This is a genomic window from Paraburkholderia sp. MM5384-R2, assembly GCF_014201025.1.
Classification (GTDB): domain Bacteria; phylum Pseudomonadota; class Gammaproteobacteria; order Burkholderiales; family Burkholderiaceae; genus Paraburkholderia; species Paraburkholderia tuberum.
In genome coordinates this window covers 59,364-84,048 of record NZ_JACHDI010000013.1, presented here as the reverse complement: position 1 = coordinate 84,048, position 24,685 = coordinate 59,364, and the positions used below count along the sequence as shown (strand labels likewise).

At 64.1% G+C, this 24,685-nt stretch carries 26 protein-coding genes and 1 other RNA gene; 16 read left to right on the top strand and 11 right to left on the bottom strand.

Going from position 1 to position 24,685, the window contains the following annotated elements; genetic code table 11:
* Window positions 1-78: 78 nt before the first annotated feature.
* Window positions 79-1,467 carry an adenylosuccinate lyase gene (gene purB, locus HDG37_RS20880; protein ID WP_184050913.1) on the bottom strand — a complete coding sequence of 463 codons (1,389 nt, stop codon included), beginning with the start codon at window positions 1,465-1,467 and terminating at the stop codon, window positions 79-81.
* 449 nt (window positions 1,468-1,916) lie between these two features.
* On the opposite strand from purB, the gene HDG37_RS20875 reads away from it, so the two are divergent.
* The 6 genes from HDG37_RS20875 to HDG37_RS20850 all read left to right on the top strand — a co-directional run bounded on the left by HDG37_RS20875 (window position 1,917) and on the right by HDG37_RS20850 (window position 7,767).
* Entirely contained in the window at window positions 1,917-2,873 is a 957-nt protein-coding gene (locus HDG37_RS20875; RefSeq protein ID WP_184050911.1) for a LysR family transcriptional regulator, read from the top strand.
* Between the two features lie 162 nt (window positions 2,874-3,035).
* Window positions 3,036-4,358 (top strand): Glu/Leu/Phe/Val dehydrogenase, encoded by a 1,323-nt coding sequence (locus tag HDG37_RS20870; RefSeq protein WP_184050909.1) that lies wholly within the window; start codon window positions 3,036-3,038, stop codon window positions 4,356-4,358.
* Window positions 4,359-4,642: 284 nt separating this feature from the next.
* Window positions 4,643-5,536, top strand: coding sequence for a glutamate/aspartate ABC transporter substrate-binding protein (locus tag HDG37_RS20865; RefSeq protein WP_184022934.1), 894 nt, complete (start codon window positions 4,643-4,645; stop codon window positions 5,534-5,536).
* 91 nt (window positions 5,537-5,627) lie between these two features.
* Window positions 5,628-6,368: an amino acid ABC transporter permease gene (locus HDG37_RS20860; protein WP_184050907.1), complete on the top strand. Its 741-nt coding sequence runs from the start codon at window positions 5,628-5,630 to the stop codon at window positions 6,366-6,368.
* On the top strand, window positions 6,368-7,045 hold the full coding sequence (gene gltK, locus HDG37_RS20855) for a glutamate/aspartate ABC transporter permease GltK (RefSeq protein WP_184050905.1): 678 nt from the start codon (window positions 6,368-6,370) through the stop codon (window positions 7,043-7,045). The genes HDG37_RS20860 and gltK overlap by 1 nt, the downstream gene beginning before the upstream one ends.
* Entirely contained in the window at window positions 7,042-7,767 is a 726-nt protein-coding gene (locus HDG37_RS20850; protein WP_184050903.1) for an amino acid ABC transporter ATP-binding protein, read from the top strand. Before gltK ends, HDG37_RS20850 begins: the two co-directional genes overlap by 4 nt.
* A gap of 100 nt (window positions 7,768-7,867) precedes the next feature.
* Here HDG37_RS20850 and HDG37_RS20845 read toward each other — a convergent pair whose 3' ends face one another.
* Window positions 7,868-8,827: a class II glutamine amidotransferase gene (locus HDG37_RS20845; RefSeq protein WP_184050901.1), complete on the bottom strand. Its 960-nt coding sequence runs from the start codon at window positions 8,825-8,827 to the stop codon at window positions 7,868-7,870.
* A gap of 163 nt (window positions 8,828-8,990) precedes the next feature.
* On the opposite strand from HDG37_RS20845, the gene pyrC reads away from it, so the two are divergent.
* The 3 genes from pyrC (at window position 8,991) to rnpB (ending at window position 11,442) form a co-directional block, all read left to right on the top strand.
* Complete coding sequence (gene pyrC / locus HDG37_RS20840) at window positions 8,991-10,052, top strand: dihydroorotase (protein ID WP_184050899.1); 1,062 nt, start codon at window positions 8,991-8,993, stop codon at window positions 10,050-10,052.
* An 11-nt stretch (window positions 10,053-10,063) separates the two neighbouring features.
* Window positions 10,064-10,993, top strand: coding sequence for a DUF3025 domain-containing protein (locus tag HDG37_RS20835; protein ID WP_184050897.1), 930 nt, complete (start codon window positions 10,064-10,066; stop codon window positions 10,991-10,993).
* 35 nt (window positions 10,994-11,028) lie between these two features.
* Window positions 11,029-11,442, top strand: an RNA gene (rnpB, locus tag HDG37_RS20830) — RNase P RNA component class A.
* A gap of 86 nt (window positions 11,443-11,528) precedes the next feature.
* Here the strand turns inward: rnpB and HDG37_RS20825 are convergent.
* On the bottom strand, window positions 11,529-11,951 hold the full coding sequence (locus HDG37_RS20825) for an OsmC family protein (RefSeq protein WP_184050895.1): 423 nt from the start codon (window positions 11,949-11,951) through the stop codon (window positions 11,529-11,531).
* Between the two features lie 637 nt (window positions 11,952-12,588).
* On the opposite strand from HDG37_RS20825, the gene rplM reads away from it, so the two are divergent.
* The 3 genes from rplM (at window position 12,589) to erpA (ending at window position 14,022) form a co-directional block, all read left to right on the top strand.
* On the top strand, window positions 12,589-13,017 hold the full coding sequence (gene rplM / locus HDG37_RS20820; RefSeq protein ID WP_013090508.1) for a 50S ribosomal protein L13: 429 nt from the start codon (window positions 12,589-12,591) through the stop codon (window positions 13,015-13,017).
* Window positions 13,018-13,028: 11 nt separating this feature from the next.
* Window positions 13,029-13,421, top strand: coding sequence for a 30S ribosomal protein S9 (rpsI, locus tag HDG37_RS20815; RefSeq protein ID WP_011489810.1), 393 nt, complete (start codon window positions 13,029-13,031; stop codon window positions 13,419-13,421).
* A 235-nt stretch (window positions 13,422-13,656) separates the two neighbouring features.
* On the top strand, window positions 13,657-14,022 hold the full coding sequence (gene erpA, locus HDG37_RS20810) for an iron-sulfur cluster insertion protein ErpA (protein WP_027198818.1): 366 nt from the start codon (window positions 13,657-13,659) through the stop codon (window positions 14,020-14,022).
* A gap of 121 nt (window positions 14,023-14,143) precedes the next feature.
* Here the strand turns inward: erpA and HDG37_RS20805 are convergent, their stop codons facing one another.
* A complete protein-coding gene (locus HDG37_RS20805) occupies window positions 14,144-15,274 on the bottom strand; it encodes an anhydro-N-acetylmuramic acid kinase (RefSeq protein ID WP_184051084.1) in 1,131 nt (376 codons plus the stop codon).
* Window positions 15,275-15,453: 179 nt separating this feature from the next.
* Here HDG37_RS20805 and tyrS point away from each other — a divergent pair, with 179 nt between their 5' ends.
* The 3 genes from tyrS to HDG37_RS20790 all read left to right on the top strand — a co-directional run bounded on the left by tyrS (window position 15,454) and on the right by HDG37_RS20790 (window position 17,930).
* Window positions 15,454-16,704, top strand: a complete 1,251-nt coding sequence (tyrS, locus tag HDG37_RS20800) for a tyrosine--tRNA ligase (RefSeq protein WP_184050893.1) — start codon at window positions 15,454-15,456, stop codon at window positions 16,702-16,704.
* A complete protein-coding gene (gene dtd / locus HDG37_RS20795) occupies window positions 16,701-17,159 on the top strand; it encodes a D-aminoacyl-tRNA deacylase (RefSeq protein WP_184050891.1) in 459 nt (152 codons plus the stop codon). Before tyrS ends, dtd begins: the two co-directional genes overlap by 4 nt.
* Window positions 17,160-17,261: 102 nt before the next feature.
* On the top strand, window positions 17,262-17,930 hold the full coding sequence (locus HDG37_RS20790; RefSeq protein ID WP_184022942.1) for a histidine phosphatase family protein: 669 nt from the start codon (window positions 17,262-17,264) through the stop codon (window positions 17,928-17,930).
* Between the two features lie 36 nt (window positions 17,931-17,966).
* Here HDG37_RS20790 and HDG37_RS20785 read toward each other — a convergent pair whose 3' ends face one another.
* From HDG37_RS20785 to ruvC, 4 genes are all read right to left on the bottom strand, one after another.
* Window positions 17,967-18,944, bottom strand: coding sequence for an oxygenase MpaB family protein (locus tag HDG37_RS20785; protein WP_184050889.1), 978 nt, complete (start codon window positions 18,942-18,944; stop codon window positions 17,967-17,969).
* Window positions 18,945-18,967: 23 nt separating this feature from the next.
* Window positions 18,968-20,029 carry a Holliday junction branch migration DNA helicase RuvB gene (ruvB, locus tag HDG37_RS20780; RefSeq protein WP_090801816.1) on the bottom strand — a complete coding sequence of 354 codons (1,062 nt, stop codon included), beginning with the start codon at window positions 20,027-20,029 and terminating at the stop codon, window positions 18,968-18,970.
* A 30-nt stretch (window positions 20,030-20,059) separates the two neighbouring features.
* Window positions 20,060-20,641: a Holliday junction branch migration protein RuvA gene (gene ruvA, locus HDG37_RS20775; RefSeq protein ID WP_184050887.1), complete on the bottom strand. Its 582-nt coding sequence runs from the start codon at window positions 20,639-20,641 to the stop codon at window positions 20,060-20,062.
* A gap of 76 nt (window positions 20,642-20,717) precedes the next feature.
* Window positions 20,718-21,260: a crossover junction endodeoxyribonuclease RuvC gene (gene ruvC, locus HDG37_RS20770; RefSeq protein ID WP_184006515.1), complete on the bottom strand. Its 543-nt coding sequence runs from the start codon at window positions 21,258-21,260 to the stop codon at window positions 20,718-20,720.
* Window positions 21,261-21,391: 131 nt separating this feature from the next.
* On the opposite strand from ruvC, the gene HDG37_RS20765 reads away from it, so the two are divergent.
* A complete protein-coding gene (locus HDG37_RS20765) occupies window positions 21,392-21,631 on the top strand; it encodes a hypothetical protein (protein ID WP_184050885.1) in 240 nt (79 codons plus the stop codon).
* 75 nt (window positions 21,632-21,706) lie between these two features.
* On the opposite strand, the gene purH is transcribed toward HDG37_RS20765, so the two are convergent.
* Genes purH through dusB form a run of 3 tightly spaced genes read right to left on the bottom strand, consistent with a single transcriptional unit; the run spans window position 21,707 to window position 24,634 of the window.
* Window positions 21,707-23,272, bottom strand: coding sequence for a bifunctional phosphoribosylaminoimidazolecarboxamide formyltransferase/IMP cyclohydrolase (gene purH, locus HDG37_RS20760; RefSeq protein ID WP_184050883.1), 1,566 nt, complete (start codon window positions 23,270-23,272; stop codon window positions 21,707-21,709).
* Between the two features lie 55 nt (window positions 23,273-23,327).
* A complete protein-coding gene (locus HDG37_RS20755; RefSeq protein WP_008919619.1) occupies window positions 23,328-23,561 on the bottom strand; it encodes a Fis family transcriptional regulator in 234 nt (77 codons plus the stop codon).
* Window positions 23,558-24,634, bottom strand: coding sequence for a tRNA dihydrouridine synthase DusB (dusB, locus tag HDG37_RS20750; protein ID WP_184050882.1), 1,077 nt, complete (start codon window positions 24,632-24,634; stop codon window positions 23,558-23,560). The genes HDG37_RS20755 and dusB overlap by 4 nt, the downstream gene beginning before the upstream one ends.
* Between the last annotated feature and the right edge of the window lie 51 nt (window positions 24,635-24,685).

Below are 24,685 nucleotides of genomic sequence, written 5' to 3'. Positions count from 1 at the left end.
CCAGCTTCGAACGCGGGACGAAAAAAAGCCGCTCCCCGGAGCGGCTTTTTTATGCATTGAAGAAGCTGGGCCTGCAGATCAGCCGATCCGCTTCGCCAGTTCGACGGCCCGGCCGATGTACGAGCCGGGCGTCATCGCGAGCAGGCGGTCCTTCGCGTCCTGCGGAATCGCCAGGCCGCCAATGAAGCTCTGCAGCGCCTCGCGCGTGATGCCCTTGCCGCGCGTGAGTTCCTTCAGCTGCTCGTACGGATTCTCGATGCCGTAACGGCGCATCACGGTCTGCACCGGCTCGGCCAGCACTTCCCAGCAGTTGTCGAGGTCTTCGTTCAGACGCTGCGCATTCACTTCGAGCTTGTCGAGGCCGCGGATCAGCGAGTCGTACGCGAGCAGCGAGTAGCCGAACGCGACGCCGATGTTGCGCAGCACCGTCGAGTCGGTCAGGTCGCGCTGCCAGCGCGACACCGGCAGCTTGTCGGCGAGGTGACGCAACGTCGCGTTCGCGAGGCCGAGGTTGCCTTCCGAGTTTTCGAAGTCGATCGGGTTGACCTTGTGCGGCATCGTCGACGAACCGATTTCGCCGGCCTTCGTGCGCTGCTTGAAGTAGCCGACCGAGATGTAGCCCCACACGTCGCGGTCCAGATCCAGCAGGATCGTGTTCGCGCGCGAGATCGCGTCGAACAGCTCGGCCATGTAGTCGTGCGGCTCGATCTGGATCGTGTACGGATTGAACGCGAGCTTCAGACGGTTCTCGACGACGTCCTTCGAGAATGCTTCCCAGTCGAACTCCGGATACGCGGACAGGTGCGCGTTGAAGTTGCCGACCGCGCCGTTCATCTTGCCGAGCAGTTCGACCTTCGCGATCCGCTCGATCGCACGCGCGAGCCGCGCGGCGACGTTGGCGATTTCCTTGCCGAGCGTGGTCGGGCTGGCCGGCTGGCCGTGCGTGCGCGACAGCATCGGCTGGGCGGCGTGCGCGTGCGCGAGCGCGACGAGGCGTTGATGCACCGAGCGCAGCGCCGGCAGGATCACGTGTTCGCGCGCGCCGGCGAGCATCAGGCCGTGCGACGTGTTGTTGATGTCTTCCGACGTGCACGCGAAGTGGATAAACTCGCTCGCGCGCTCCAGTTCTTCATGGCCCTTCACCGATTCCTTCAGCCAGTATTCGACGGCCTTCACGTCGTGGTTCGTCACGCGCTCGATTTCCTTGATGCGCGCGGCGTCGTGCGCGGTGAAGCGCTCGGCCAGTTGCAGCAGGAACTGCTCGGACGCCTCGGAGAAGCGCGGCACTTCGGCGAAGCCGGCGCGCGACAGCGCGATCAGCCAGTGGATTTCGACCGTCACGCGATTGCGCATGAAGGCGGCTTCCGAGAGCCAGTCGCGCAGGGCTTCGGTTTTGGCGGCATAGCGGCCGTCGAGCGGGGAAAGCGCGTTCAGCGCGAACAGGGTGTCGGGGCGGGTGTCGGACATGATGAGGACCGGGTTGAAGCGGTTGAGCGCTCAGCGAGCGGGTCGGGAACGGAGGGAACCGTGGATTTTACCACTGTGACGCGATCGGCTCGTCCGGATGCGTCGGTCGCAATCCGCGCCGCTAGGGTCTGTTTACATATGGAACGCACGTGCGTTGCCGCGAGAAGGGCCGCTCGCAAGGATTGCGACGCCGCGAATACTCGACGTATTCGCAAGGAGCATGACGCAGCGAGCGGCCCTTCTCGCGGCAACCCCAGTTCTGAATTTCATTCCAGGGGAATGCCCGCTATCGGCCGCATGGCGGCGTCGTGCGTCGCTCACGTGGCGCGGCCACGCAGCGCTCCTTACTCCTTGCCCTGCGACCGATAGCGGGCATTCGCACGTGCGTTCCATATGTAAACAGACCCTAGAATGCAGACTTCTTCCCTCTCGACGGCAAGCGCAATCGCATGGAACTGAAATGGCTCGAAGACTTCATTTCGCTCGCGGAAACGCGTAGCTTCAGCCGCTCGGCCGAGTTGCGCCACGTCACGCAGCCGGCTTTCTCGCGCCGCATCCAGGCGCTCGAGGCGTGGCTCGGCACGGAACTGATCGACCGTTCTGTTTATCCGACGCGGCTCACGGCGGCCGGTCAGGTGTTCAACGAGCAGGCGCTCGCGATGCTGTCGCAATTCCACGAGGCGCGCGCGCTGCTGCGCGGCCACACGGCGACGCCCCAGGCGACGATCGAATTCGCGGTCCCCCACACGCTGTCGCTCACTTACTTCCCGCGCTGGCTGCAGCGCATCGAGGCGCAGATGGGCCCGATCCACACGCGGCTGCGCGCGCTGAACGTGCACGACGCGGCGCTCTCGCTGGTGGAAGGCGGCTGCGATCTGATGATGGGCTACCACCATCCGAGCCATCCGGTCGCGCTCGATCCGGCGCGCTACGACATGCTGACGCTCGGCCACGAGCCGATCAGCCCGTTCTCGGCGCCGGCCCGCGCGGGGCGGCCGCGTCACACGCTGCCAGGCTCGGCCGATGCGCCCGCGCCGTATCTGTCGTACACGCCGAACGCGTACCTCGGGCGCATGACCGAGGTGATTCTCGCGAACGCGCCGGAGCGCCTGTACCTCGACCGGCTCTACGAAACCGACATGGCCGAGGGGCTCAAGGCGATGGCGCTCGCCGGTCACGGCATCGCGTTTCTGCCGCATAGCGCGGTCGAAGATGCGGTGGCCGAAGGCCGGCTGATCCGCCTCGATCGCGCGACGCGCGGCACGCCCGAAGGGCAGCTGACGCTCAGCATGGAGATTCGCCTGTATCGCGACAAGCTCGCCGCGAAAAGCGACGACGCCCGCCAGATTCTCGTGCGCCGGTTGTGGGACGTGGTGTCGGAGGAACTCCGGCAGAGCGCCGCCTGAGCCGCGGCATAAAACTCAAACTCGAACCTGCGTCGCGACGACGCGAATTTGCGGCTTTGCGAACGTTATGCAAGAAAAACATAACGGGATAAGGAAACGGCATTGGATTTCGATACGGCGTTTTTCCACAATGCCCGTACTCGATCAAACGCCGGAGCGTTCATGTCATCCCAGCAACAAGCCGCAGAATCGGTCCAAGCCGCCTCAACGTTGCAAGCCGTTCCCTCCTACCTCAATAAGGAAGACCTCGGCCCTTGGGGCAACTATCTGCGCCAGGTCGACCGCGTCGCGCCGTATCTCGGTTCGCTGTCCCGCTGGCTCGAAACCCTGAAGCGCCCGAAGCGCATTCTCGTCGTCGACGTGCCCATCGAACTCGACAACGGCACGGTCGCGCACTTCGAGGGTTATCGCGTGCAACACAACGTGTCGCGCGGTCCGGGCAAGGGCGGCGTGCGTTATCACCAGGACGTTACGCTATCCGAGGTGATGGCGCTGTCCGCGTGGATGTCGGTGAAGAATGCGGCGGTGAACGTGCCGTACGGCGGCGCGAAGGGCGGCATCCGCGTCGATCCGCGCACGCTGTCGCGTGGCGAGCTCGAGCGCGTGACGCGCCGCTACACGAGCGAGATCGGCATCATCATCGGACCGAATACCGACATCCCCGCGCCGGACGTGAACACGAACGAGCAGATCATGGCGTGGATGATGGACACGTACTCGATGAATCAGGGCCAGACGGCCACCGGCGTCGTGACGGGCAAGCCGATCACGCTCGGCGGCTCGCTCGGCCGTCGCGAGGCGACCGGCCGCGGCGTGTTCGTGGTGGGCTGCGAAGCGGCTCGCCGCATCGGCTTCGACATCGAAGGCGCGCGTATCGCGGTGCAGGGCTTCGGCAACGTCGGCGGCATCGCCGCGCGTCTGTTCCAGGAGGCGGGTGCGAAGGTCGTCGCGGTGCAGGACCATACAGGCTCGGTGTACAAGTCCACCGGCATCGACGCGGTCGCGCTGCTCGACTACGTCGCGAAGACGGGCGGCGTCGGCGGTTTCCCCGAAGCCGACGCGATCACCGGTGATGAGTTCTGGACCGTCGAGTCGGACATCCTGATTCCGGCGGCGCTGGAAAATCAGATCACCGAAAAAAACGCCGGCAAGATCAAGACCAGGATCATCGTCGAGGGCGCGAACGGCCCGACCACCACGGCGGCGGACGACATCCTGCACGATCGCGGCATCCTCGTGATTCCGGACGTGGTCGCGAATGCCGGCGGTGTGACAGTGTCATATTTCGAATGGGTCCAGGACTTCTCGAGCTTCTTCTGGACCGAGGACGAGATCAACGAGCGCCTCGAGCGCGTGATGCGCGAAGCGTTCGCGGCGGTGTGGCAGGTGTCGAGCGAGCAGAACGTGTCGGTGCGCACGGCTGCGTTCATCGTCGCGTGTAAGCGGATTTTGCAGGCGCGCGAGTTGCGCGGCTTGTATCCCTGATGGACCGTGTCCTATCTTGTTTGAAACGGCGGTGACGCGGCGCGGTATCCGGGCCGGGAGGCGCACACCGCCGAAACCTCGTGCATCAACGCGGTCCACAAGACGGCGTGTTTGACCGGCGGGCGGCATCCTATCGATGCCGCCCGCCTTCTCATATGCGCGAAACGGCCGTGCCACGGCGCCGCGAGCCCATCGCGGCGTGCGCGCAACAGAATGGTTAATAGCGATACTTTCAGAAAAATTACTTTGTTACACTGGCGCCGGTTCTTGCCAAGGAGATCAAGATGAAGATTAAAAAAGCTGCGCTGCTGCTCGCGACTCTCGGACTGTTTACGGTTGGCGCGCATGCGCAAGACTCGGGCACGCTGAAAAAGATCAAGGATACGGGCGTCATTTCGCTGGGCCATCGCGAATCGTCGATCCCGTTCTCCTATTACGACGAAAAGCAGAACGTGATCGGCTACTCGCAGGATTACGCGATGAAGATCGTCGAGGCCGTCAAGCAGAAGCTGAACATGCCGAACCTGAAGGTGAAGCTCGTGCCGGTCACGTCGCAGAACCGCATTCCGCTCGTGCAGAACGGCACGGTCGACATCGAGTGCGGCTCCACCACGAATAACCTCGAGCGTCAGCAACAGGCCGCCTTCACGAACACGATCTTCGTGATCGGCACGCGCCTGATGACCAAGAAAGATTCCGGCATCAAGGACTTCCCGGACCTGAAGGGCAAGACGGTCGTCACGACCGCCGGCACCACGTCCGAGCGCCTGCTTCGCAAGATGAACCAGGAAAAGAACATGGGCATGAACATCATCAGCGCGAAGGATCACGGCGAATCGTTCCTGACGCTGTCGACGGGCCGTGCCGCCGCGTTCATGATGGACGACGCGCTGCTCGCCGGTGAGCGCGCGAAGTCGAGCAACCCGGGCGATTTCGTGATCGTCGGCACGCCGCAATCGCGGGAGGCGTACGGCTGCATGCTGCGCAAGAACGACCCCGACTTCAAGAAGGTCGCCGACGACGCCATCGCGAAGGTGCAAACGTCGGGCGAAGGCGAACAGATCTACAAGCGCTGGTTCGAATCGCCGATCCCGCCGAAGGGCCTGAACCTGAACTTCCCGATGAGCGACGATATGCGTGCGCTGTTCAAGAACCCGAACGACAAGGCAATCGACTAAACCCTAGCTGCTTTTTCGACACTTTCGAAACGCTGAACGGAACGGAAGGGGCCACGCGCTTCTTCCGTTTCTTTTTGCCGGAGTCTTGGTCATGTCATATCACTGGAACTGGGGCATTCTGCTGAGTCCCGTCTCCACGGGCGAGCCGACCACCTATCTGGGCTGGCTGTTCTCGGGGCTGTGGGTGACGGTCACCGTGTCGCTGTCGGCATGGGTGATCGCGCTGATCGTCGGCTCGCTCTTCGGTGTGCTGCGCACCGTGCCCAACAAATGGGCGTCGGGCGCCGGCACCGTCTACGTCGCGATTTTCCGTAACATTCCGCTGATCGTGCAGTTCTTCATCTGGTATCTGGTGATACCGGAGCTGCTGCCCGTGTCGATCGGCAACTGGTTCAAGCAATTGCCGCCGGGCGCGCAGTTCTTCTCATCGTCGATCGTGTGTCTGGGCCTCTTCACCGCCGCGCGCGTGTGCGAGCAGGTGCGCTCGGGCATCAACGCGTTGCCGCGCGGCCAGCGCGCGGCCGGTCTGGCGGTAGGCTTCACGCAGTGGCAGACGTATCGCTATGTGCTGCTGCCGGTCGCGTACCGCATCATCGTGCCGCCGCTCACCTCCGAGTTTCTGAACATCTTCAAGAACTCCGCGGTTGCCTCGACGATCGGTCTGCTCGATCTGTCCGCGCAGGCGCGCCAGCTCGTCGACTACACGTCGCAAACTTACGAGTCGTTCATCGCGGTCACGCTCGCATACATGCTGATCAATCTGATCGTGATGCAACTGATGCGCTGGGTCGAAGTGAAGGCCCGGCTGCCCGGCTATATCGGAGGAAAGTGATGCATCATTTCGACTGGAGCGGTATTCCGGGCGCGCTGCCTACGCTATGGACCGGCGCAATCATCACGTTCAAGATCACGCTGATCGCGATCGTATTCGGCATCATCTGGGGCACCATTCTCGCGATGTTTCGACTGTCGCCGATCAAGCCGCTCGGATGGTTCGCGCAGACTTACGTGACGCTCTTCCGTTCGATCCCGCTCGTGATGGTGCTGCTGTGGTTCTTCCTGATCGTGCCGCAGGTGCTGCAAAGCGTGCTCGGTCTGTCGGCCGACATCGACATCCGGCTCGCCTCGGCGATGGTCGCGTTCTCGCTGTTCGAGGCCGCGTATTATTCGGAGATCATCCGCGCCGGCATTCAGGCGGTGCCGCGTGGTCAGGTCAACGCGTCGTTCGCGCTCGGCATGACCTATGGGCAGGCGATGCGCCTGATCGTGCTGCCGCAGGCGTTCCGCGCGATGGTGCCGCTGCTGCTCACGCAGGGTATCGTGCTGTTTCAGGATACGTCGCTCGTCTACGTGATCAGCCTCGCCGACTTCTTCCGCACGGCTACGAATATTGGCGATCGTGACGGCACGAACGTCGAGATGGTACTGTTCGCGGGCGCGTGTTATTTCGTGATCTGCGTGATCGCGTCGAGCCTCGTCAAAGGTCTTCAGAAAAAGGTCGCAAGATGATCTCTATCAAGAATGTTTCGAAGTGGTACGGCCATTTCCAGGTGCTGACCGACTGCACGACGGAAGTCAAAAAGGGCGAAGTGGTCGTGGTGTGCGGGCCGTCCGGTTCGGGCAAGTCCACGCTGATCAAGACCGTCAACGGACTCGAGCCGTTCCAGAAGGGCGAGATCGTCATCAACGGCCAGTCGTTGACCGACAAGAAAACCAATCTGTCGAAGCTGCGCTCGAAGGTCGGCATGGTGTTCCAGCACTTCGAACTGTTTCCGCATCTGTCGATCGTGCAGAACCTGACGCTCGCGCAGGTCAAGGTGCTCGGCCGCTCGAACGACGAGGCGACCGCGAAGGCCCTGAAGCTGCTCGATCGCGTCGGTCTGCGCGCACATGCGGAAAAGTATCCGGGGCAGCTGTCCGGTGGTCAGCAGCAGCGCGTGGCGATTGCACGTGCGCTCTCCATGGACCCGATCGCGATGCTGTTCGACGAGCCGACCTCGGCGCTCGATCCGGAGATGATCAACGAAGTGCTCGACGTGATGGTCGAACTCGCGCAGGAAGGCATGACGATGATGTGCGTGACGCACGAAATGGGCTTCGCGAAGAAGGTCGCGCATCGCGTGATTTTCATGGACAAGGGTTTGATCGTCGAAGACGACCGCAAGGAAGACTTCTTCGCGAATCCGAAGTCGGATCGCGCGAAGGATTTTCTCGCGAAGATTCTGCACTGAGGGTGGGTGCGCAGGCCTCGTTTTGGGGCTCGCGCGGGACGAAAAAAAGCCGCTCCGTGGAGCGGCTTTTTGTTTCGCAGGCGTAGGGTGACGCGGCGGCTTACGACTCGAACGCTGCCGTGTCATCGGCGGCTTCGAGATCGGTTTCGCTGTCGGGTGAAAGCGTGGTTGCGCTCGTGCCCACCGCGTGCGCGCCGTTCGACGCCGCGATCGTGGTGGCCGACGCCGATGCGTCGAGCGCCGGATTGCGCAGCTTTTCGAGCACCGACTGCGGCACCGGAATATTGGCGCGGCCGATCACGTCGCCATGCTGGAACATCAGCAGATCGCCGGGCTTGAACGCGGTCCACACTTCGTTGTCGGTCAGCGGCTTGGTCGCGATGACTGCGACGCGGTCTTCGGGTGTCGTGTATTTGGCGAAATCGATCGACACGTCCGCGTCGACCAGATGCGCGGTCGAAAACGGCCAGCGACGCACGACGTAATGCAGATGCGTCGAGCAATGCGCGAACAGGGCCTGGCCGTTAGACATCAGGAAATTGAACACGCCGTACTGCGTGATTTCACGCGTGAGCGTCTCGAGCGCGGCGAACAGCTCGTGAAGCGGCGGCTGCTGCGCGCCCGGAAAAGCCTTACGCAAACCTTCCAGCAGCGCGCAGAACGAGAGTTCGCTGTCGGTCGTGCCGACCGGCTGATACACGCCATTCAGTTCCGGCGCGTAAGCCTGCAGATCGCCGTTATGCGCGAAGATCCAGTGACGCCCCCACAGTTCGCGCATGAACGGGTGGCAGTTTTCGAGCAGGATGTGCCCTTGCGTCGCCTTGCGGATGTGCGCGATCGTGTTTTTCGATTTGATCGGGTAGCGCTTGACCATCTCGGCGATTGGCGACGTGGCCGACGACTGATGATCGATGAACAAGCGGCACGCCTTGTCTTCAAAGAAAGCGATGCCCCAGCCGTCGGCGTGGTGATCGGTGACGCCGCCACGCGCCGCAAAGCCGGTAAAGGAAAACGTGACGTCCGTCGGCGCGGCGCAGTTCATTCCGAGAAGTTGGCACATGTTGCAGGTGAGCCTGTGAACGGAGTGAGCCGTTACAATGATGATTTTCCAAGCATATCACCGAGCCGGAGACGCCAAATAGCAAAATTGACGTGTGTTTGGGCCGCTACAACGCGGTTTGACCGGTCGATCAGCGAGGCGCGCGAAGTCTCGTATTCCTGCCATGACTGCTTCCAACGTTTCCCCCGATTCCGTCACACTGGTCCGCCCGGACGACTGGCATCTGCACGTGCGCGACGGCGCGATGCTCGCGGCCGTGCTGCCTGACACCGCGCGCCAGTTCGGTCGCGCGATCATCATGCCGAACCTGAAGCCGCCGGTCGCGACGACCGCGATGGCGAAGGCATATCGCGAGCGCATCAACGCCGCGATTCCCGAGGGCGCGAAATTCGAGCCGCTGATGACGCTGTACCTGACCGACAACACGCCGCCCGACGAGATCCGCCGCGCGCGGGAGAGCGGCTTCGTGCACGGCGTGAAGCTGTACCCGGCGGGCGCGACGACGAACTCCGACGCGGGCGTCACCGATCTGATGAAGTGCGCGAAGACGCTGGAAGTGATGCAGGAAGTCGGCATGCCGCTGCTGGTGCATGGCGAGGTGACCGATTCGGACATCGATCTGTTCGATCGCGAAAAGGTCTTCATCGATCGCGTGATGATGCCGCTGCGCCGCGCATTTCCGGCGCTGAAGGTCGTGTTCGAGCACATCACGACGAAGGACGCGGCCGACTACGTCCGCGAAGCGGGCGTCGCGCCGGAACTGCTTGGCGCTACGATCACCGCGCACCATCTGCTGTACAACCGCAACGCGATTTTCCAGGGCGGCATCCGTCCGCATTACTACTGCCTGCCGGTGCTCAAGCGCGAGACGCATCGCGTCGCGCTGGTCGAGGCGGCGACCTCGGGCGATCCGCGCTTTTTCCTCGGCACCGACAGCGCGCCGCATCCGAAGGGGCTGAAGGAACACGCGTGCGGTTGCGCGGGCTGCTACACCGCGCTGCACGCGCTCGAGCTCTATACCGAAGCATTCGACAAGGCCGGCGCGCTCGACAAGCTCGAAGGCTTCGCGAGCTTCCATGGTCCGGACTTCTACCGTCTGCCGCGCAATACGGAGAAGGTCACGCTGCGTCGCGAGGAATGGACGCTGCCGGCCGAGTTGCCGGCCGGCGATACGCCGGTCGTGCCGCTGCGAGGCGGGGAGTCGATTGGCTGGCGTCTCGTTTGAGGCTGCGGTAGATGCGGGAGCGTGAGGCGGGGCAGCGCGCTGCCAATATTGATAAGGCGGCGAAAGCGGGCTCCGCGGTAGCGCATGAAGCCGCGGCGGCCAAAGCTGCGCGCGGCATGGCACCCGAGCCTCTGCCACCGTGCTTCGCCGCAATCGACTGGTCGAAGCCGTGGTTCGCGCAATTCGCCACACGCGGTCAGCGTTGGCAGCAAGCCGCGCTGACCGGCTACGCGGACCTTCTCGCCGCGATGAACGCCGACGCCGCCCAGATGCAACCGACCACCGGCCGCGGCCAGCCTCTTGCGTTCATCGCGCAGGACGACCTGCCACCGGGTGCCGCGTACGAGGGGCATATCGCGTCGACCGGTTGCGTGCCGACGCGCCACAATCTGCACGACTTCTTCAACGGTTCGATGTGGTTCGCGTTTCCGCGCATCAAGGCGGCGCTGAACGCGCGCCAGTCGGCGGAACTCGACGTGCTCGGCATCGGCCCGACGCGTGGCGGTGTGCGCGACATGCTGACCCTCTTCGACGAAAACGCGCTGCTGTTCGCTTGCGCCGATTCTTCGCTGAGCGCCGCGCTACGCGGCTTCGAGTGGCAGACGCTGTTTGTCGCGTGGCGCGATGCGTGGGGGCGGAGCTGCGAAGTGCGGTGCTTCGGCCATGCGCTGCTCGAAAAGCTGATCGCGCCGTTCAAGGGCTGCACCGGCCATGCATGGATCGTCGACGTTCCGGCAGAGTATTTCGAATGGGACACCCCGACGCGCGACGCATGGCTCGATGAAGTCGTCAGCGCGGCGCTGCTCGGCCCTGACGCTTTGACGAGCCGCATGTTCGCGCCGCTGCCGGTGCTCGGCATTCCGGGCTGGTGGCCCGAGAACGAATCGCCGGCGTTCTACGACGACACGTCCGTGTTCCGCATGGGGCGGCGCAAGCGCTAGGCGCTTCCAAGTTCGGTGTTAAAATTCGCGCCAGCAAAGCAGGCCAGGCAGTCGCGGCCTCGACGGCTTCGGCCAACGAGGGCGAGGAAAGTCCGGACTCCACAGGGCAGGGTGATGGCTAACGGCCATCCGTGGCGACACGCGGAACAGGGCAACAGAAAACAAACCGCCGATGGCCCGGCGCAAGCCGGGATCAGGTAAGGGTGAAACGGTGCGGTAAGAGCGCACCGCGGCTGTCGCAAGGCAGACCGGCACGGTAACCTCCACCCGGAGCAATTCCAAGTAGGCAGGCGCGCATCTTCGCGATGCAGGACGGGGCCCCCGTCTCGTCTGCGGGTAGGAAGCTTGAGCGCGTCAGTAATGGCGCGCCTAGAGGAATGGCTGCCACGCGGGTCGAGTCTTCGGGCGCGGCGCGTGCACAGAATCCGGCTTATCGGCCTGCTTTGCCGCTGAATAAGAAAAGCCGGCGTCCGTTGGGACGCCGGCTTTTTCATTTGGGGCGGGGTGGCGGCCGTGGCCGCGATCGCTTTCGCGCTCAGAGCGCGACGATGTCGAACGAATGCGTGAGCTCGGCGGTTTTCGCGATCATGATCGACGCCGAGCAGTATTTGTCGTGCGAGAGGTTGATCGCGCGCTCGACGGTCGCCGGGTTCAGATTCTTGCCCGTCACCGTGAAGTGGAAGTGGATCTTCGTGAACACCTTCGGATCTTCGCTCGCGCGCTCGGCCTTCAGCGTCACCGAGCAGCCGGCGATCTCCTGGCGGCTCTTCTTCAGGATCATCACGACGTCGTAGGCGGTGCAGCCGCCGGTGCCGAGCAGCACCATTTCCATCGGGCGCGGCGCGAGGTTGCGCCCGCCACCCTCGGGTGCGCCGTCCATCGCGACCAGATGACCGCTGCCCGTCTCGGCCGCGAACGCCATCCCGTCTTGTCCCAGCCAGCTTACTTTGCATTCCATGCTGTCACTCCCACCGCGCATCGCTTTATCGAGACGGCATTGTAGCCCGGTGTCTGACGATTGGCGCACGCTGAGCGCATCCCGCGTCCATGCACGGCGATTGCTCTCTTGTTGCGGTGCGGAATGGGCGGGCGGTTCCGGAATTCCTCGGGCAGTTTAGGGGCCTTACTCTGGGGCATGTCTGATGCGATTCGAATTCTTTGGCCTTTAGTGCTTGATCCAAAAGGAGTTTCGTCAGATGTCCTCCCTGCATCGAATCTGTCACATTATGAAAACTAATTTCACAATGCAAATCTTCTTGCGTTGCACAAGGGTGACTCTTATAATTTGCTCCATCGTTGCAGCAGTTCTGCAACCTCCGCTGTCTCCTCCACCTCCTCCTTTGGTGGATTAAACCCGAACCGCTCGTTCGGGTTTTTTTTCGGCCCCGTTTGTCAGGCGTTTCGCCCCGTTTCCTGGCCGCTCGCGGCGAGCGCATCGCACGTTTTGACTTGCCAGCACAAATTCCTTTATAATTCAGGGCTTTTCCGCATCCGCGCCCGCGGAAGAAGAACCAGGGAGAGCCTGCACGCGCCTCGATGCGCACACTACAAGCAGGAAAGAACACATTGGGCGCAGCAATTTTTTTGGATCGATCATGAAGACGTTTTCCGCAAAAGCCCATGAGGTGACGCGCGAATGGTACGTGATTGACGCGACGGATAAGGTTCTCGGGCGTGTCGCCAGCGAAGTGGCACACCGTCTTCGCGGCAAGCACAAGCCTGAATTCACTCCCCACGTCGACACCGGTGATTTCATCATCGTCATCAACGCCGGCAAGCTGAAGGTCACGGGCAACAAGGTTACCGACAAGAAGTACTACCGTCACTCGGGCTACCCGGGCGGTATCTATGAAACGACGTTCGGCAAGATGCAGGAACGCTTTCCGGGCCGCGCGCTCGAGAAAGCGGTCAAGGGCATGCTGCCGAAGGGTCCGCTCGGCTACGCGATGATCAAGAAGCTGAAGGTCTACGCTGACGCAACGCATCCGCATTCGGCACAACAGCCGAAGGCGCTCGAGATCTAAGGGGAGCCCACATGATCGGTAACTGGAATTACGGCACGGGCCGCCGCAAGAGCGCCGTCGCTCGCGTGTTCATCAAGGCAGGCAAGGGCGACATCGTTGTGAACGGCAAGCCCATCGCCGACTACTTCTCGCGCGAAACGTCGCTGATGATCGTGCGTCAACCGCTGGAGCTCACGAACCACGGTGTCACGTTCGACATCAAGGTCAACGTGACCGGCGGCGGTGAAACGGGTCAAGCAGGTGCGGTGCGCCACGGCATCACCCGCGCGCTGATGGACTATGACGCAACGCTGAAGCCGGAACTGTCGAAGGCTGGCTTCGTCACGCGTGACGCTCGTGAAGTCGAACGTAAGAAGGTCGGCTTCCACAAGGCACGTCGCCGCAAGCAGTTCTCGAAGCGTTAATCGTTTCGGGCGTGAACCGGCCCTCGCGCCGGTTTGCAGCAAAAGCCGCCAACGCCACGCGCGAAGGCGGCTTTTTTTATGGTTCGCCGGCGTTCGCACCCCGGTCCCGTTCGCTCAAGTGCCAACGGATCGCCTCGCATCGACCTTGCAGCAAGAGCGCATTGATTTTGTGGACTTCAGCACGATATCCGGAACAGCCCTACAATATCGGCTGAAGCTTTTTGGAGAGTTCGAAATGAACGCAGTCACCGACACCCCCGTGACCGAGATGCCGGCCCCCTTCGTCTTCACCGACGCAGCGGCTGACAAGGTCAAGCAACTGATCGATGAGGAAGGCAACCCGGAGCTCAAGCTGCGCGTGTTCGTGCAGGGCGGCGGCTGCTCGGGCTTCCAATACGGCTTCACATTTGATGAAGCGATCAACGAAGACGACACCGTGATGAACAAGAGCGGCGTCCAGCTGCTGATCGACTCGATGAGCTACCAGTACCTGGTCGGCGCAGAGATCGACTACAAGGACGACATCAACGGCGCGCAGTTCGTCATCAAAAACCCGAACGCGAGCACGACCTGCGGTTGCGGTTCGTCGTTCTCGGTCTGAGCGGACAGGCTCTTCGTGCCACAGTGAAAACGGTGCCTCGGCGCCGTTTTTTTATTGTTTTCGCGCCGTAGAGGCAACCCGCGACATCAAGAGGCGTGGGTTTGTTCGCATCTGCCTTTTCTCAGCGCGGATAAATAGCCCCCAACACCCGCTCCGCGGATGCCCCGGTCACGCTTGGCAGACTGCCCGGCAGACGCGCGATGCAGCGCATCGCGAGCCACGCGAACGCGAGCGGCTCGACCTGGCTCGGCGGCACGCCGAGCGCGTCGGTCGTCATCACGGGCACGCCGCTTACGCCGCTGTCTTCGAGCGCCTGCTGCAACGCCTTCATGATCTCCGGATTGCGCGCGCCGCCGCCGCACACGTACACGGCCCGCGCATCGGATGCATGCCGCTCAATCTCGCGCGCGACCGTCACCGCGGTCAGCGCGACGAGCGTCGCCTGTACGTCGGCTGGTGCGAGCGCGGAGAACGGCTCGAGCTTCGCGTCGAGCCATGCGGTGTTGAACAGATCGCGGCCGGTGCTCTTGGGCGGCTGCTCTGCGAAGAATGGTTCGTCGAGCAACGCGTTCAGCAGCTTGCGATCGACCTGGCCACTCGCCGCGAAATGACCGTTTTCGTCGAATGGCTTGCCGAGCTGGCGCTCGGCCCACGCGTCGAGCAGCGCGTTCGCCGGCCCGCAGTCGAAGCCGCGCACGCCGCCGGTCGCGTTCAGGATCGTGATGTTGCTGATTCCGCCAAGATTGCAGACGACGCGCGTTTCGTCCTTCGCACCGAAGATCGTCGCGTGAAAAGCGGGCACGAGCGGCGCGCCCTGGCCGCCTGCCGCGACGTCGCGGCTGCGGAAATCGGCGACCACGTCGATATGCAGCATTTCCGCCAGCAGCGCCGGGTTGTTGATCTGTCGCGTATACCCCTTTTCCGGCCGATGCCGCACGGTCTGCCCATGCACGCCGATCGCACGGACGTCATCGGCCGATACGCGGCTGTCGCGCAGCAGATCGTGGCAGCACACCGTGTATCGCGTCGCGAGCGCGTTGGCGGCGAGCGCCTCGCGCTCGATCTCGTTGTCCCCCGGCTGTTGCAGCGCGAACAGCGCTTCGCGGATGCCGGCCGAAAAGCCGACGAACGCCTCGGCCAGGACCTCGGGCGGCTTCCCATTGGCAAACCGGACGGCCACGCCGTCCACACCGTCCATGCTGGTTCCCGACATCAGTCCGAAATAGATGCCGTCTGCGGGATCTTGCGCCACGTCGCTGCTCCTGTCGATGTTCATTCCGATTCGTTGTAGCAGATTATCGGCGCAAACGGCGAAGGTGACGCGAGCCGCAACGAATTGGCCCGTCGCGGGCCCGTGCGGGGCGCGTGAGTGGGCGCGGCGGCGCGCATCTATGGGACAATCCTGTTTTTTCGCGACTTCACGTTTCCAGCATGAGCACCGAGTCCACCCAGCCCAATCCCGCTTCCGCCTTCCCGATCACCGACGAAGTCCGTCACGCGCTCGCCGTGACCAGGCGCGGCGTCGACGAACTGCTGATCGAAGACGAATTCGCGCAAAAGCTCGCGCGCAGCGCGGCGACGGCCAAGCCGCTGCGCATCAAGCTCGGGCTCGATCCGACTGCACCCGACATCCACATCGGCCACACGGTCGTGCTGAACAAGATGCGCCAGTTGCAGGACCTCGGCCACACGGTGATTTTCCTGATCGGCGACTTCACGTCGCTGATCGGCGATCCGTCCGGGCGTAACGCGACCCGCCCGCCGCTTACGCGCGAGCAGATCGAATCGAACGCGAAGACCTATTTCGAGCAAGCCGCGCTCGTGCTCGATCGCGACAAGACCGAGATTCGCTACAACAGCGAATGGTCGATGCCGCTAGGCGCCGACGGCATGATCAAGCTTGCGTCGCGCTACACGGTCGCACGCATTCTCGAGCGCGAGGACTTCACGAAGCGCTTCCAGGGCGGCGTGCCGATCTCGATCCACGAATTCCTGTACCCGCTGATGCAAGGCTACGACTCGGTCGCGCTGAACGCGGACCTGGAGCTCGGCGGCACGGATCAGAAGTTCAACCTGCTGGTGGGTCGCGAGTTGCAGAAGCAGTACGGCCAGGAGCAGCAGTGCATCCTGACGATGCCGCTGCTCGAAGGGCTCGACGGCGTCGAGAAGATGTCGAAGTCGAAGAACAACTACATCGGCATCAGCGAAAAGCCGACCGACATGTTCGGCAAGCTGATGAGCATCTCCGACACGCTGATGTGGCGGTACTTCGAACTGCTGTCGTTCCGTCCGATGGACGAAATCGCCGGCTTCAAGCGCGAGGCCGACGCGGGCCGTAATCCGCGCGATTTCAAGGTGATGCTCTGCCAGGAAATCGTCGCGCGTTTCCACTCGCAGGCGGACGCCGAACGCGCGCTCGAGGACTTCAACCATCGCGCGAAGGGCGGCGTGCCCGACGACATCCCGGCCGTGACGCTCGCGGGCGCACCGCTCGCGATCGGCCAGTTGCTGAAGCAGGCGAACCTCGTGCCGTCGACGAGCGAGGCGCTGCGCAACATCGAGCAAGGCGGCGTGAAGATCGACGGCGCCGCGGTGTCCGACAAGGGCCTGAAGGTCGAAGCGGGCGAATACGTCGTGCAGGTCGGCAAGCGCCGTTTCGCGCGCGTGACGCTGACGGCGTGATCGCGCTAATCCAACGCGTGCGGCGCGCCGAAGTGCGCGTCGCCGATCGCGTGACCGGCGCGATCGACGCGGGCCTGCTTGTGCTGGTCTGCGCGGAGCGCGGCGACACCGAGGCCACGGCCGACAAGCTGCTCGCCAAGGTGCTCGGTTACCGCGTGTTCAGCGACGCGGCCGGCAAGATGAACCTGTCGGTGCAGAATCTCGACGGCGCCGGACGCGCGGGCGGGCTGCTGCTCGTGTCGCAGTTCACGCTCGCGGCCGATACCAACAGCGGCCTGCGCCCGAGCTTCACGCCGGCCGCGCCGCCCGACGAGGGCAAGCGCCTGTTCGACTACTTCGTCGCGGCCGCGCGCGCGAAGCATCCGATCGTCGAGACTGGCGAGTTCGGCGCGGATATGCAGGTGTCGCTCGTCAACGACGGGCCGGTCACGTTCTGGTTGCAGACCAACCCGTAACAGAACGCAAACGTTCGAGCACGCCGTCGCCGCACGCGGGCCGTGCCGCTGCTTTTTGCGACAATAGTCGCTCGACACCACCGCGAACGGCACCTCTCTTTCATGACGACGCAGATCCTGTTTATCCGGCACGGCGAGACCGACTGGAACCGCATCAAGCGCATTCAAGGCCACATCGACATTCCGCTTGCGACGACCGGCGTCGCGCAGGCGCGACGTCTTGCGCAGCGCCTCGCCGACGAGGCGAAGCAGGGCGCGCGGCTCGACGCGATCTATTCGAGCGACTTGCAGCGCGCGCAGCAGACCGCGCAGCCGATCGGCGAGGCGCTCGGCCTGCCGTTGCAGTCGCGCGAGAACTTGCGCGAGCGCTCGTACGGCGCGTTCCAGGGCCATGACAGCGACGAGATCGCGCTGCGTTTCCCCGACGAATACGCGCAGTGGCAAACCCGCGATCCCGGCTTCGCGCCACCCGAGGGCGAGTCGCACCGCGTGTTCTACCACCGCATCGTGCATGCGATCGAGCCACTCGTTGCCGCGCATCCGGGCGGGCGCATCGCCTGTGTCACGCATGGCGGCGTGCTCGACTGCGTGCGCCGCTTTGCAACCGGCATGCGGCTCGACGCACCGCGCGACTACCCGCTGCTGAACACCAGCCTGAACGTCGTGGATTACGGGGACGGTCGCGCGACGATCGTGTCGTGGGCGGACGTAACGCATCTCGACGCGGGCAGCGCCGACGATGATGGTTTCAGGAAGGGACCGGGGCGGTAAGCAAAGGCGGGCAATGGCCCGAGACGCGTGGCGCAATCAATCCTGCTCCCGCACCGCCGCCGCCGCGCGGCGCCGAGCCCGCTTCGATACTCCATTGACCAGCGCCCAGCGGATCACCGGCGCGACGACCCGCACGCCGGGCCGCGCGAAGGTTCGACGCAGCGCCGCGTGGCGATTCAAGCCGAGCATCGTCTGCGCCCAGTCGGGCAATAGATCGACCCCCGCGTTGAGCATCAGCGTGCCAGCGGGCCGCATTGCGAAGCTCGGTGCCGGCGCGTTCATCAGAATCCTCACGACTTCGCGCGTGCGCTCGCTCGCGACGAGCGCGGGCCGCATCGCGAGCAGGTACGCCTCGATCTCGGCGCGCGAGCGCGGAATATCGACGGCGCCGAGCATTTCCGCGATGCGCGCGGTTTCCGCGAAGTATTGATCCTGCGCCGCGACGGACAGCACCGGATTCACATAGCGCAGATGCGCGGTCATAAAGCTCGACACTTCCGCGACGTGCACCCACGTCAGCAGCGCGGGCTCGCTCGCGCGATACGACTGGCCGTCCGGTGCGACGCCGGTCACGTCGAGATGAATGCGTTTCACGCGCTCGATCAGCGCGAGCGCATCGCTCTTGCTGCCGTACGTCGTGCCGGCGATGAACGTCGCCGTACGACGCAGCCGGCCCAGGATGTCGGTGCGAAAGCTCGAGTGATCCCAGACGCCCGCGAGCGCGAGCGGATGCAGCGCCTGAAGCAGCAGCGCGCTGATGCCGCCGGTCATCATCGACGCGAAGTCGGCGTGGACCTTCCAGCAGACGGAGTCCGGCCCGAACAGGCCGGGGTCGCCCGGGGGCGACGAGTAGTCGAGCACCGGTCCGCTGCCGGTCGTCAGATGCGTGACGCCGGCGGCGAGCTTCGAGCGCAGGCGGTGGGTGAGGCGCTGCTTGACATTGCCGGACGGGTCGCCGGCGGGATTGACCGGTGAACGGTTGGAAGGGCCGGGTTGCTGGGTCTGGTCTGACATCCTGGTCGGCCTCGTCGCGTGACTCAGTTCGTGGAATCCCACAGACCCGGCCGCGCGCTCGCCGAATCCGGCGCGGCCAGCCCGAAATGCCGGTACGTGAGCAGCGTGGCGATGCGGCCGCGCGGCGTGCGCTGCAGGAAGCCCTGCTGGATCAGATACGGCTCGAGCACGTCTTCGATCGTGTCGCGCTCCTCGCCGATCGCCGCGGCGAGGTTGTCGACACCGACCGGGCCACCGTCGAACTTGTGCAGGATCGCTTCGAGCAGCTTGCGGTCCATCAGGTCGAAGCCGACCGCGTCGACGTCGAGCATCCTGAGCGCGGCGTCGGCCACCTGCGCGGTGATGTTGCCGTCAGCCTTCACTTCGGCGAAGTCGCGCACGCGCCGTAGCAGGCGGTTCGCGATACGCGGCGTGCCGCGCGCGCGACGGGCGATTTCGACCGCGCCGTCCGGATGGATCTGCGCGCCGAGCAGCGCGGCCGAACGCGTGACGATGCGCGCGAGCTCCTCGGCGTTATAGAACTCGAGTCGCGCGACGATGCCGAAGCGGTCGCGCAGCGGATTGGTCAGCATACCCGCGCGCGTGGTCGCGCCGACCAGCGTGAACGGCTGCAGATCGAGCTTCACGCTGCGCGCGGCCGGCCCTTCGCCGATCATGATGTCGATCTGATAATCCTCGAGCGCTGGATACAGGATTTCCTCGACGACCGGCGAGAGCCGGTGGATTTCGTCGATGAACAGCACGTCGTTGGCTTCGAGATTGGTCAGCAGCGCGGCGAGGTCGCCGGCGCGTTCGAGCACCGGCCCCGACGTTTGCCGCAGATTGACGCCCATCTCGCGCGCGATGATGTGCGCGAGCGTGGTCTTGCCGAGGCCCGGCGGCCCGAACAGCAGCACGTGGTCCAGCGATTCGGAACGGCGCTTCGCGGCCTCGATGAAGATTTCGAGCTGGCCGCGCACTTTCTCCTGCCCGACATATTCGTCGAGCTGACGCGGGCGCAGCGCGCGCTCGAACGCTTCTTCGTTCGGCGACACGGGCGTGGCCGCGATGATGCGCTCGGCGGCGAGTTTGTCGGTTTCGATCATGCGGTCATTGTACCGCGCGTGGCTTGGCGCTTAGCCCTTCGACAGCGCCTTCAACGCGAGCTTGATGCCCTCGGACACGCCCGTACCGGCCGGCACGTTCTTGATTGCCGCGAGCGCTTCTTTTTCCGAGTAGCCGAGCGCGAGCAGCGCATTGAGGATGTCGGACGCGTGGTCGGATGGCGACGCGGCGCCCGCCATCGCGCCGAGGTCGGCGCCGAGCTTGCCCTTCAGTTCGAGCAGCAGCCGCTCGGCGGTCTTCTTGCCGATGCCCGGTACACGCGTGAGGCGCGCGGCGTCCTGCATCGTGACGGTCTGCGCGAGCTCTGCGACGCTCATGCCCGACAGCACCGCGAGCGCCATGCGCGCGCCGATGCCGGAAATCTTCAGCAGCTCGCGGAACGTCGAGCGTTCCTGCGGGGTGCCGAAGCCGTACAGCAGATGCGCGTCCTCGCGAACGATCATCTGCGTGAGCAGCACGATGCGCTCGCCGGTCGACGGCAGGTTGTAGAAGGTGCTCATCGGCACGTCCACTTCATAGCCGACGCCGTTGCAGTCGACGAGCAGATGCGGCGGATTTTTTTCCAGCAGAACGCCGGCAATGCGACCGATCATGGCGGATTAGTTTTCAGAGTCGGATGGGAAAGCGCGAGTGTAGCGCAGCGGATCGGCGGCGCGGGGCATAGTTGCGCTAGCCGACCAGACGCCCGCGCCGCACTCGCAACCCCTTCTTCGCGAGCGCCGGTGCGATGCCGCCAAGCGTGCTCAGCGTCGAGCCGCCGTGCGCGTGGCAGATGGCCATGCCGAGCGCGTCGGCGGCGTCGGTGCCGGGCACGCCCGACAGGCTCAGCAGCCGCACGACCATCTGCTGCATTTGCTCCTTGGTCGCGCGGCCATAGCCGACCACCGACTGCTTCAGCTGCAGCGCGGTGTATTCGGCGACCGGCACGCCGCCCGCGACGAGCCCGCAGATCGCCGCGCCGCGCGCCTGGCCGAGCAGCAGCGTCGACTGCGGATTGACGTTGACGAAGACTTTTTCGATGGCCGCCTGATCCGGCGCGTGCTCGCGGATCAGCGTCGAGATGCCCGCGAAGATGGTGCCGAGCCGTGACGGCAGATCGGCGTCAGCGGTGCGGATCACGCCGCTCGCGACGTAGCTCAGTGTGTGGCCGTGTTGTTCGATCACGCCGAAGCCGGTCACGCGCAGGCCGGGGTCGATGCCGAGAATTCTCATGAGGTGCCGCACAAGCGATAAAAACCAGGTGCCTGCGATACTACATCGAACGCGGCGCGCGCCGGTCCGCTGGCAGCATGCTTAGCGGAATAAAAGCTGCTAAAGGCATTGCGCAGGGAGGGCGATCGAGAATGGAGCGCTACCGCAATCTCAGCGGCGACTCGGGTGTCGACGCTTACGAAATCGGCGACGATTTCATCAAGGTGCGCTTTCGGCCGGGCCTCGTGTATTGGTACACAGAGGCGAGTGTCGGCGCCGAACATGTCGCGGTGCTGAAACGTCTCGCGCGGCGGGGCCGGGGTTTGGGCACGTACATCAGCCAGCATGCGCAGGTGCGGGACGGTTACGCGCGCAAAGAGCCTGACGATTGAACGCGTCGCCGCGAAACAAAAGGCCCGGCGGGACAACCCGCCGGGCCTGTCTTGCGGCTACCGAACTTCAACCGATCAATGACGGAAGTGACGCACGCCAGTCAGCACCATCGCGATGTTGTGCTCGTCGGCGGCGCTGACCACTTCGTCGTCGCGCACCGAGCCGCCCGGCTGGATCACGCAGGTCGCGCCTGCCGCGACGACCACGTCGAGACCGTCGCGGAACGGGAAGAACGCGTCCGATGCGACCGCCGAACCGGCCAGCGTCAGACCGGCGTTCTGCGCCTTGATGCTCGCGATGCGCGCCGAGTCCACGCGGCTCATCTGGCCCGCGCCGACGCCGAGCGTCATACCGTTCGCGCAGAACACGATCGCGTTCGACTTCACGTACTTCGCGACTCGCCATGCGAACAGCAGGTCGTCCATTTCCTTCGGCGTCGGATGACGCTTCGTGACGACGCGCAGTTCGCGCGGTTGCACGTTCTTCGAGTCGAGCGACTGCACGAGCAGTCCGCCGCCGACGCGCTTCAGATCGAACGTGTTATGGCCTTCGCCCAACGTGATTTCGAGCAGACGCACGTTCTGCTTCGCCGCGAACACCTGACGCGCTTCGGCGCTGAACGACGGCGCGATCAGCACTTCGACGAACTGCTTCGCCACCGCTTGCGCGCTCGCTTCGTCGACTTCACGGTTGAACGCGATGATGCCGCCGAACGCCGAGGTCGGATCGGTCTGGAATGCTTTCGAATACGCTTCGTGAGCGTCCGCGCCGAGCGCGACGCCGCACGGATTCGCGTGTTTGACGATCACGCACGCCGGCACGTCGAAGGTCTTCACGCATTCCCACGCCGCGTCGGAGTCGGCGATGTTGTTGTACGACAGTTCCTTGCCCTGCAACTGGTTGTAATTCGCGAGCGCGCCGGCCGGCACCGCCAGGTCGCGGTAGAACGCCGCGCTCTGATGCGGGTTTTCGCCGTAGCGCAGGTCCTGCACCTTGTCGAACGCCATGTTGAAGGTGGCCGGGTACTCGTTGCGCGACGAATGCTTCAATTCGTCGGTCAGGCTCGTCAGGTAGTTCGTGATCGCGCCGTCGTATTGCGCGGTGTGCGCGTACACCTTGGTCGCGAGGCGGAAGTTCGTCTTGTACGACACCGTGTTGCCGTTCGAGCGCATTTCGTCGAGCACGACCGCGTAGTCGGCCGGATCGACCACCACCGTCACGTCGCGGTGATTCTTCGCGGCCGAGCGCAGCATCGTCGGGCCGCCGATGTCGATGTTCTCGATCGCGTCCTCGAGCGAGCACTCTTCCTTCGACACGGTCTGCACGAACGGGTACAGGTTCACGACCAGCAGGTCGATGGTCGGAATGTCGTGCTTCTCGAGCGCGGCCATGTGCTCGGGCAGGTCGCGGCGCGCGAGGATGCCGCCGTGCACCTTCGGATGCAGCGTTTTCACGCGCCCGTCGAGCATTTCCGGGAAACCCGTGTAGTCGGCGACTTCGGTGACGGACAGGCCCGCGTCCGCGAGCAGTTTCGCGGTGCCGCCGGTCGACAGGATCTTGATGCCGAGGTCCGACAGCGATTTGGCGAAGTCGACGATGCCGGACTTGTCGGAAACGGAGATGAGCGCTTGCTTGATCATGATGAAGACGAAAAGCCGAAGGGAAACGTGGCAGGGCGCGAGAAACTACGACGCGCTACAGCAAACCGTGTTGTTGCAGCTTCTTGCGCAGCGTATTGCGGTTGATGCCGAGATACTCGGCGGCCAGCGACTGGTTGCCGCCGGCCTGCTCGAGCACCACTTCGAGCAAGGGTTTTTCCACGCATGAAATGACCATGTCGTAGACGTCGTGCGGATTGGAGCCGTCGAGATCCTGGAAATACACGTCCAGGCTGTCGCGGACAGATTGTTCGATGTTGTTCTTGCTCATGCTGCTAGTCGGTCGGAGTTGTCCTCGCTCCCGCTGTCGAGCCCGGGGTTGCCGGGCGCTTCGTCGACGTAGACGAGGCGGTCTGAGATCGCCTTTTGCGCGTCAAAGAACTCGTTGACGGCGAGGAGTTGTTCGCGCGTGGTGTCCAGCGTATTCATGCGATGCCGGAACAGGTTGGCGCCGGAAAGGCCGCGAGTGTACCAGCCGATGTGCTTGCGCGCAGTGCGGACACCGGTAAATTCCCCGTAAAAAGCGTAGTGATCTTCGAGATGTTCGTTCATCACCTGCTGGATTTCGTCGATGCGCGGCGGCGGCAGCAACTCGCCCGTTTGCAGGAAATGCTCGATCTCGCGAAAGAGCCACGGACGCCCCTGCGCGGCGCGCCCGATCATGATCGCGTCCGCGCCGGTCGCGGCGAGCACCTCGCGCGCCTTTTGCGGCGACGTGATGTCGCCGTTCGCGACGACCGGAATGCGCACCGCCGCCTTTACCGCGGCGATGGTTTCGTACTCGGCGTCGCCGTGGTACAGGTCCGCGCGCGTGCGGCCGTGCACGGTCAGCATCGAAATACCCGCTGCTTGCGCGAGACGCGCGACGTTCAGCGCGTTTTTGTTCTCGCGATTCCAGCCGGTGCGGATTTTCAGCGTGACGGGCACCGCGTCGGGCCCGACGCCGACCGCGTTCACGACGGCCTCGACGATGCGCTGCACGAGCGGTTCGTTTTGCAGCAGCGCCGAGCCGGCCGCGACGTTGCAGACCTTCTTGGCGGGGCAGCCCATGTTGATGTCGATGATCTGCGCGCCGTTCGCGACGTTGTAGCGGGCGGCTTCGGCCATCATCTCCGGGTCCGCGCCGGCGATCTGCACCGCGATCGGCTCGACCTCGCCTTCGTGGTTCGCGCGGCGCATGGTCTTTTCGCTCTTCCACAACTGCGCGTTCGACGCGACCATTTCCGACACCGCATAGCCCGCGCCGAGCCGTTTGCACAGCTGGCGGAACGGTCGGTCGGTCACGCCGGCCATCGGGGCGACGAACAGGTTGTTACGCAGATTGTGGGGGCCGAGAGGGGGCATGGCGTGAGCGCGCGCCGACGACGGGCCAGGATTTGACAATCTTGACAGTCG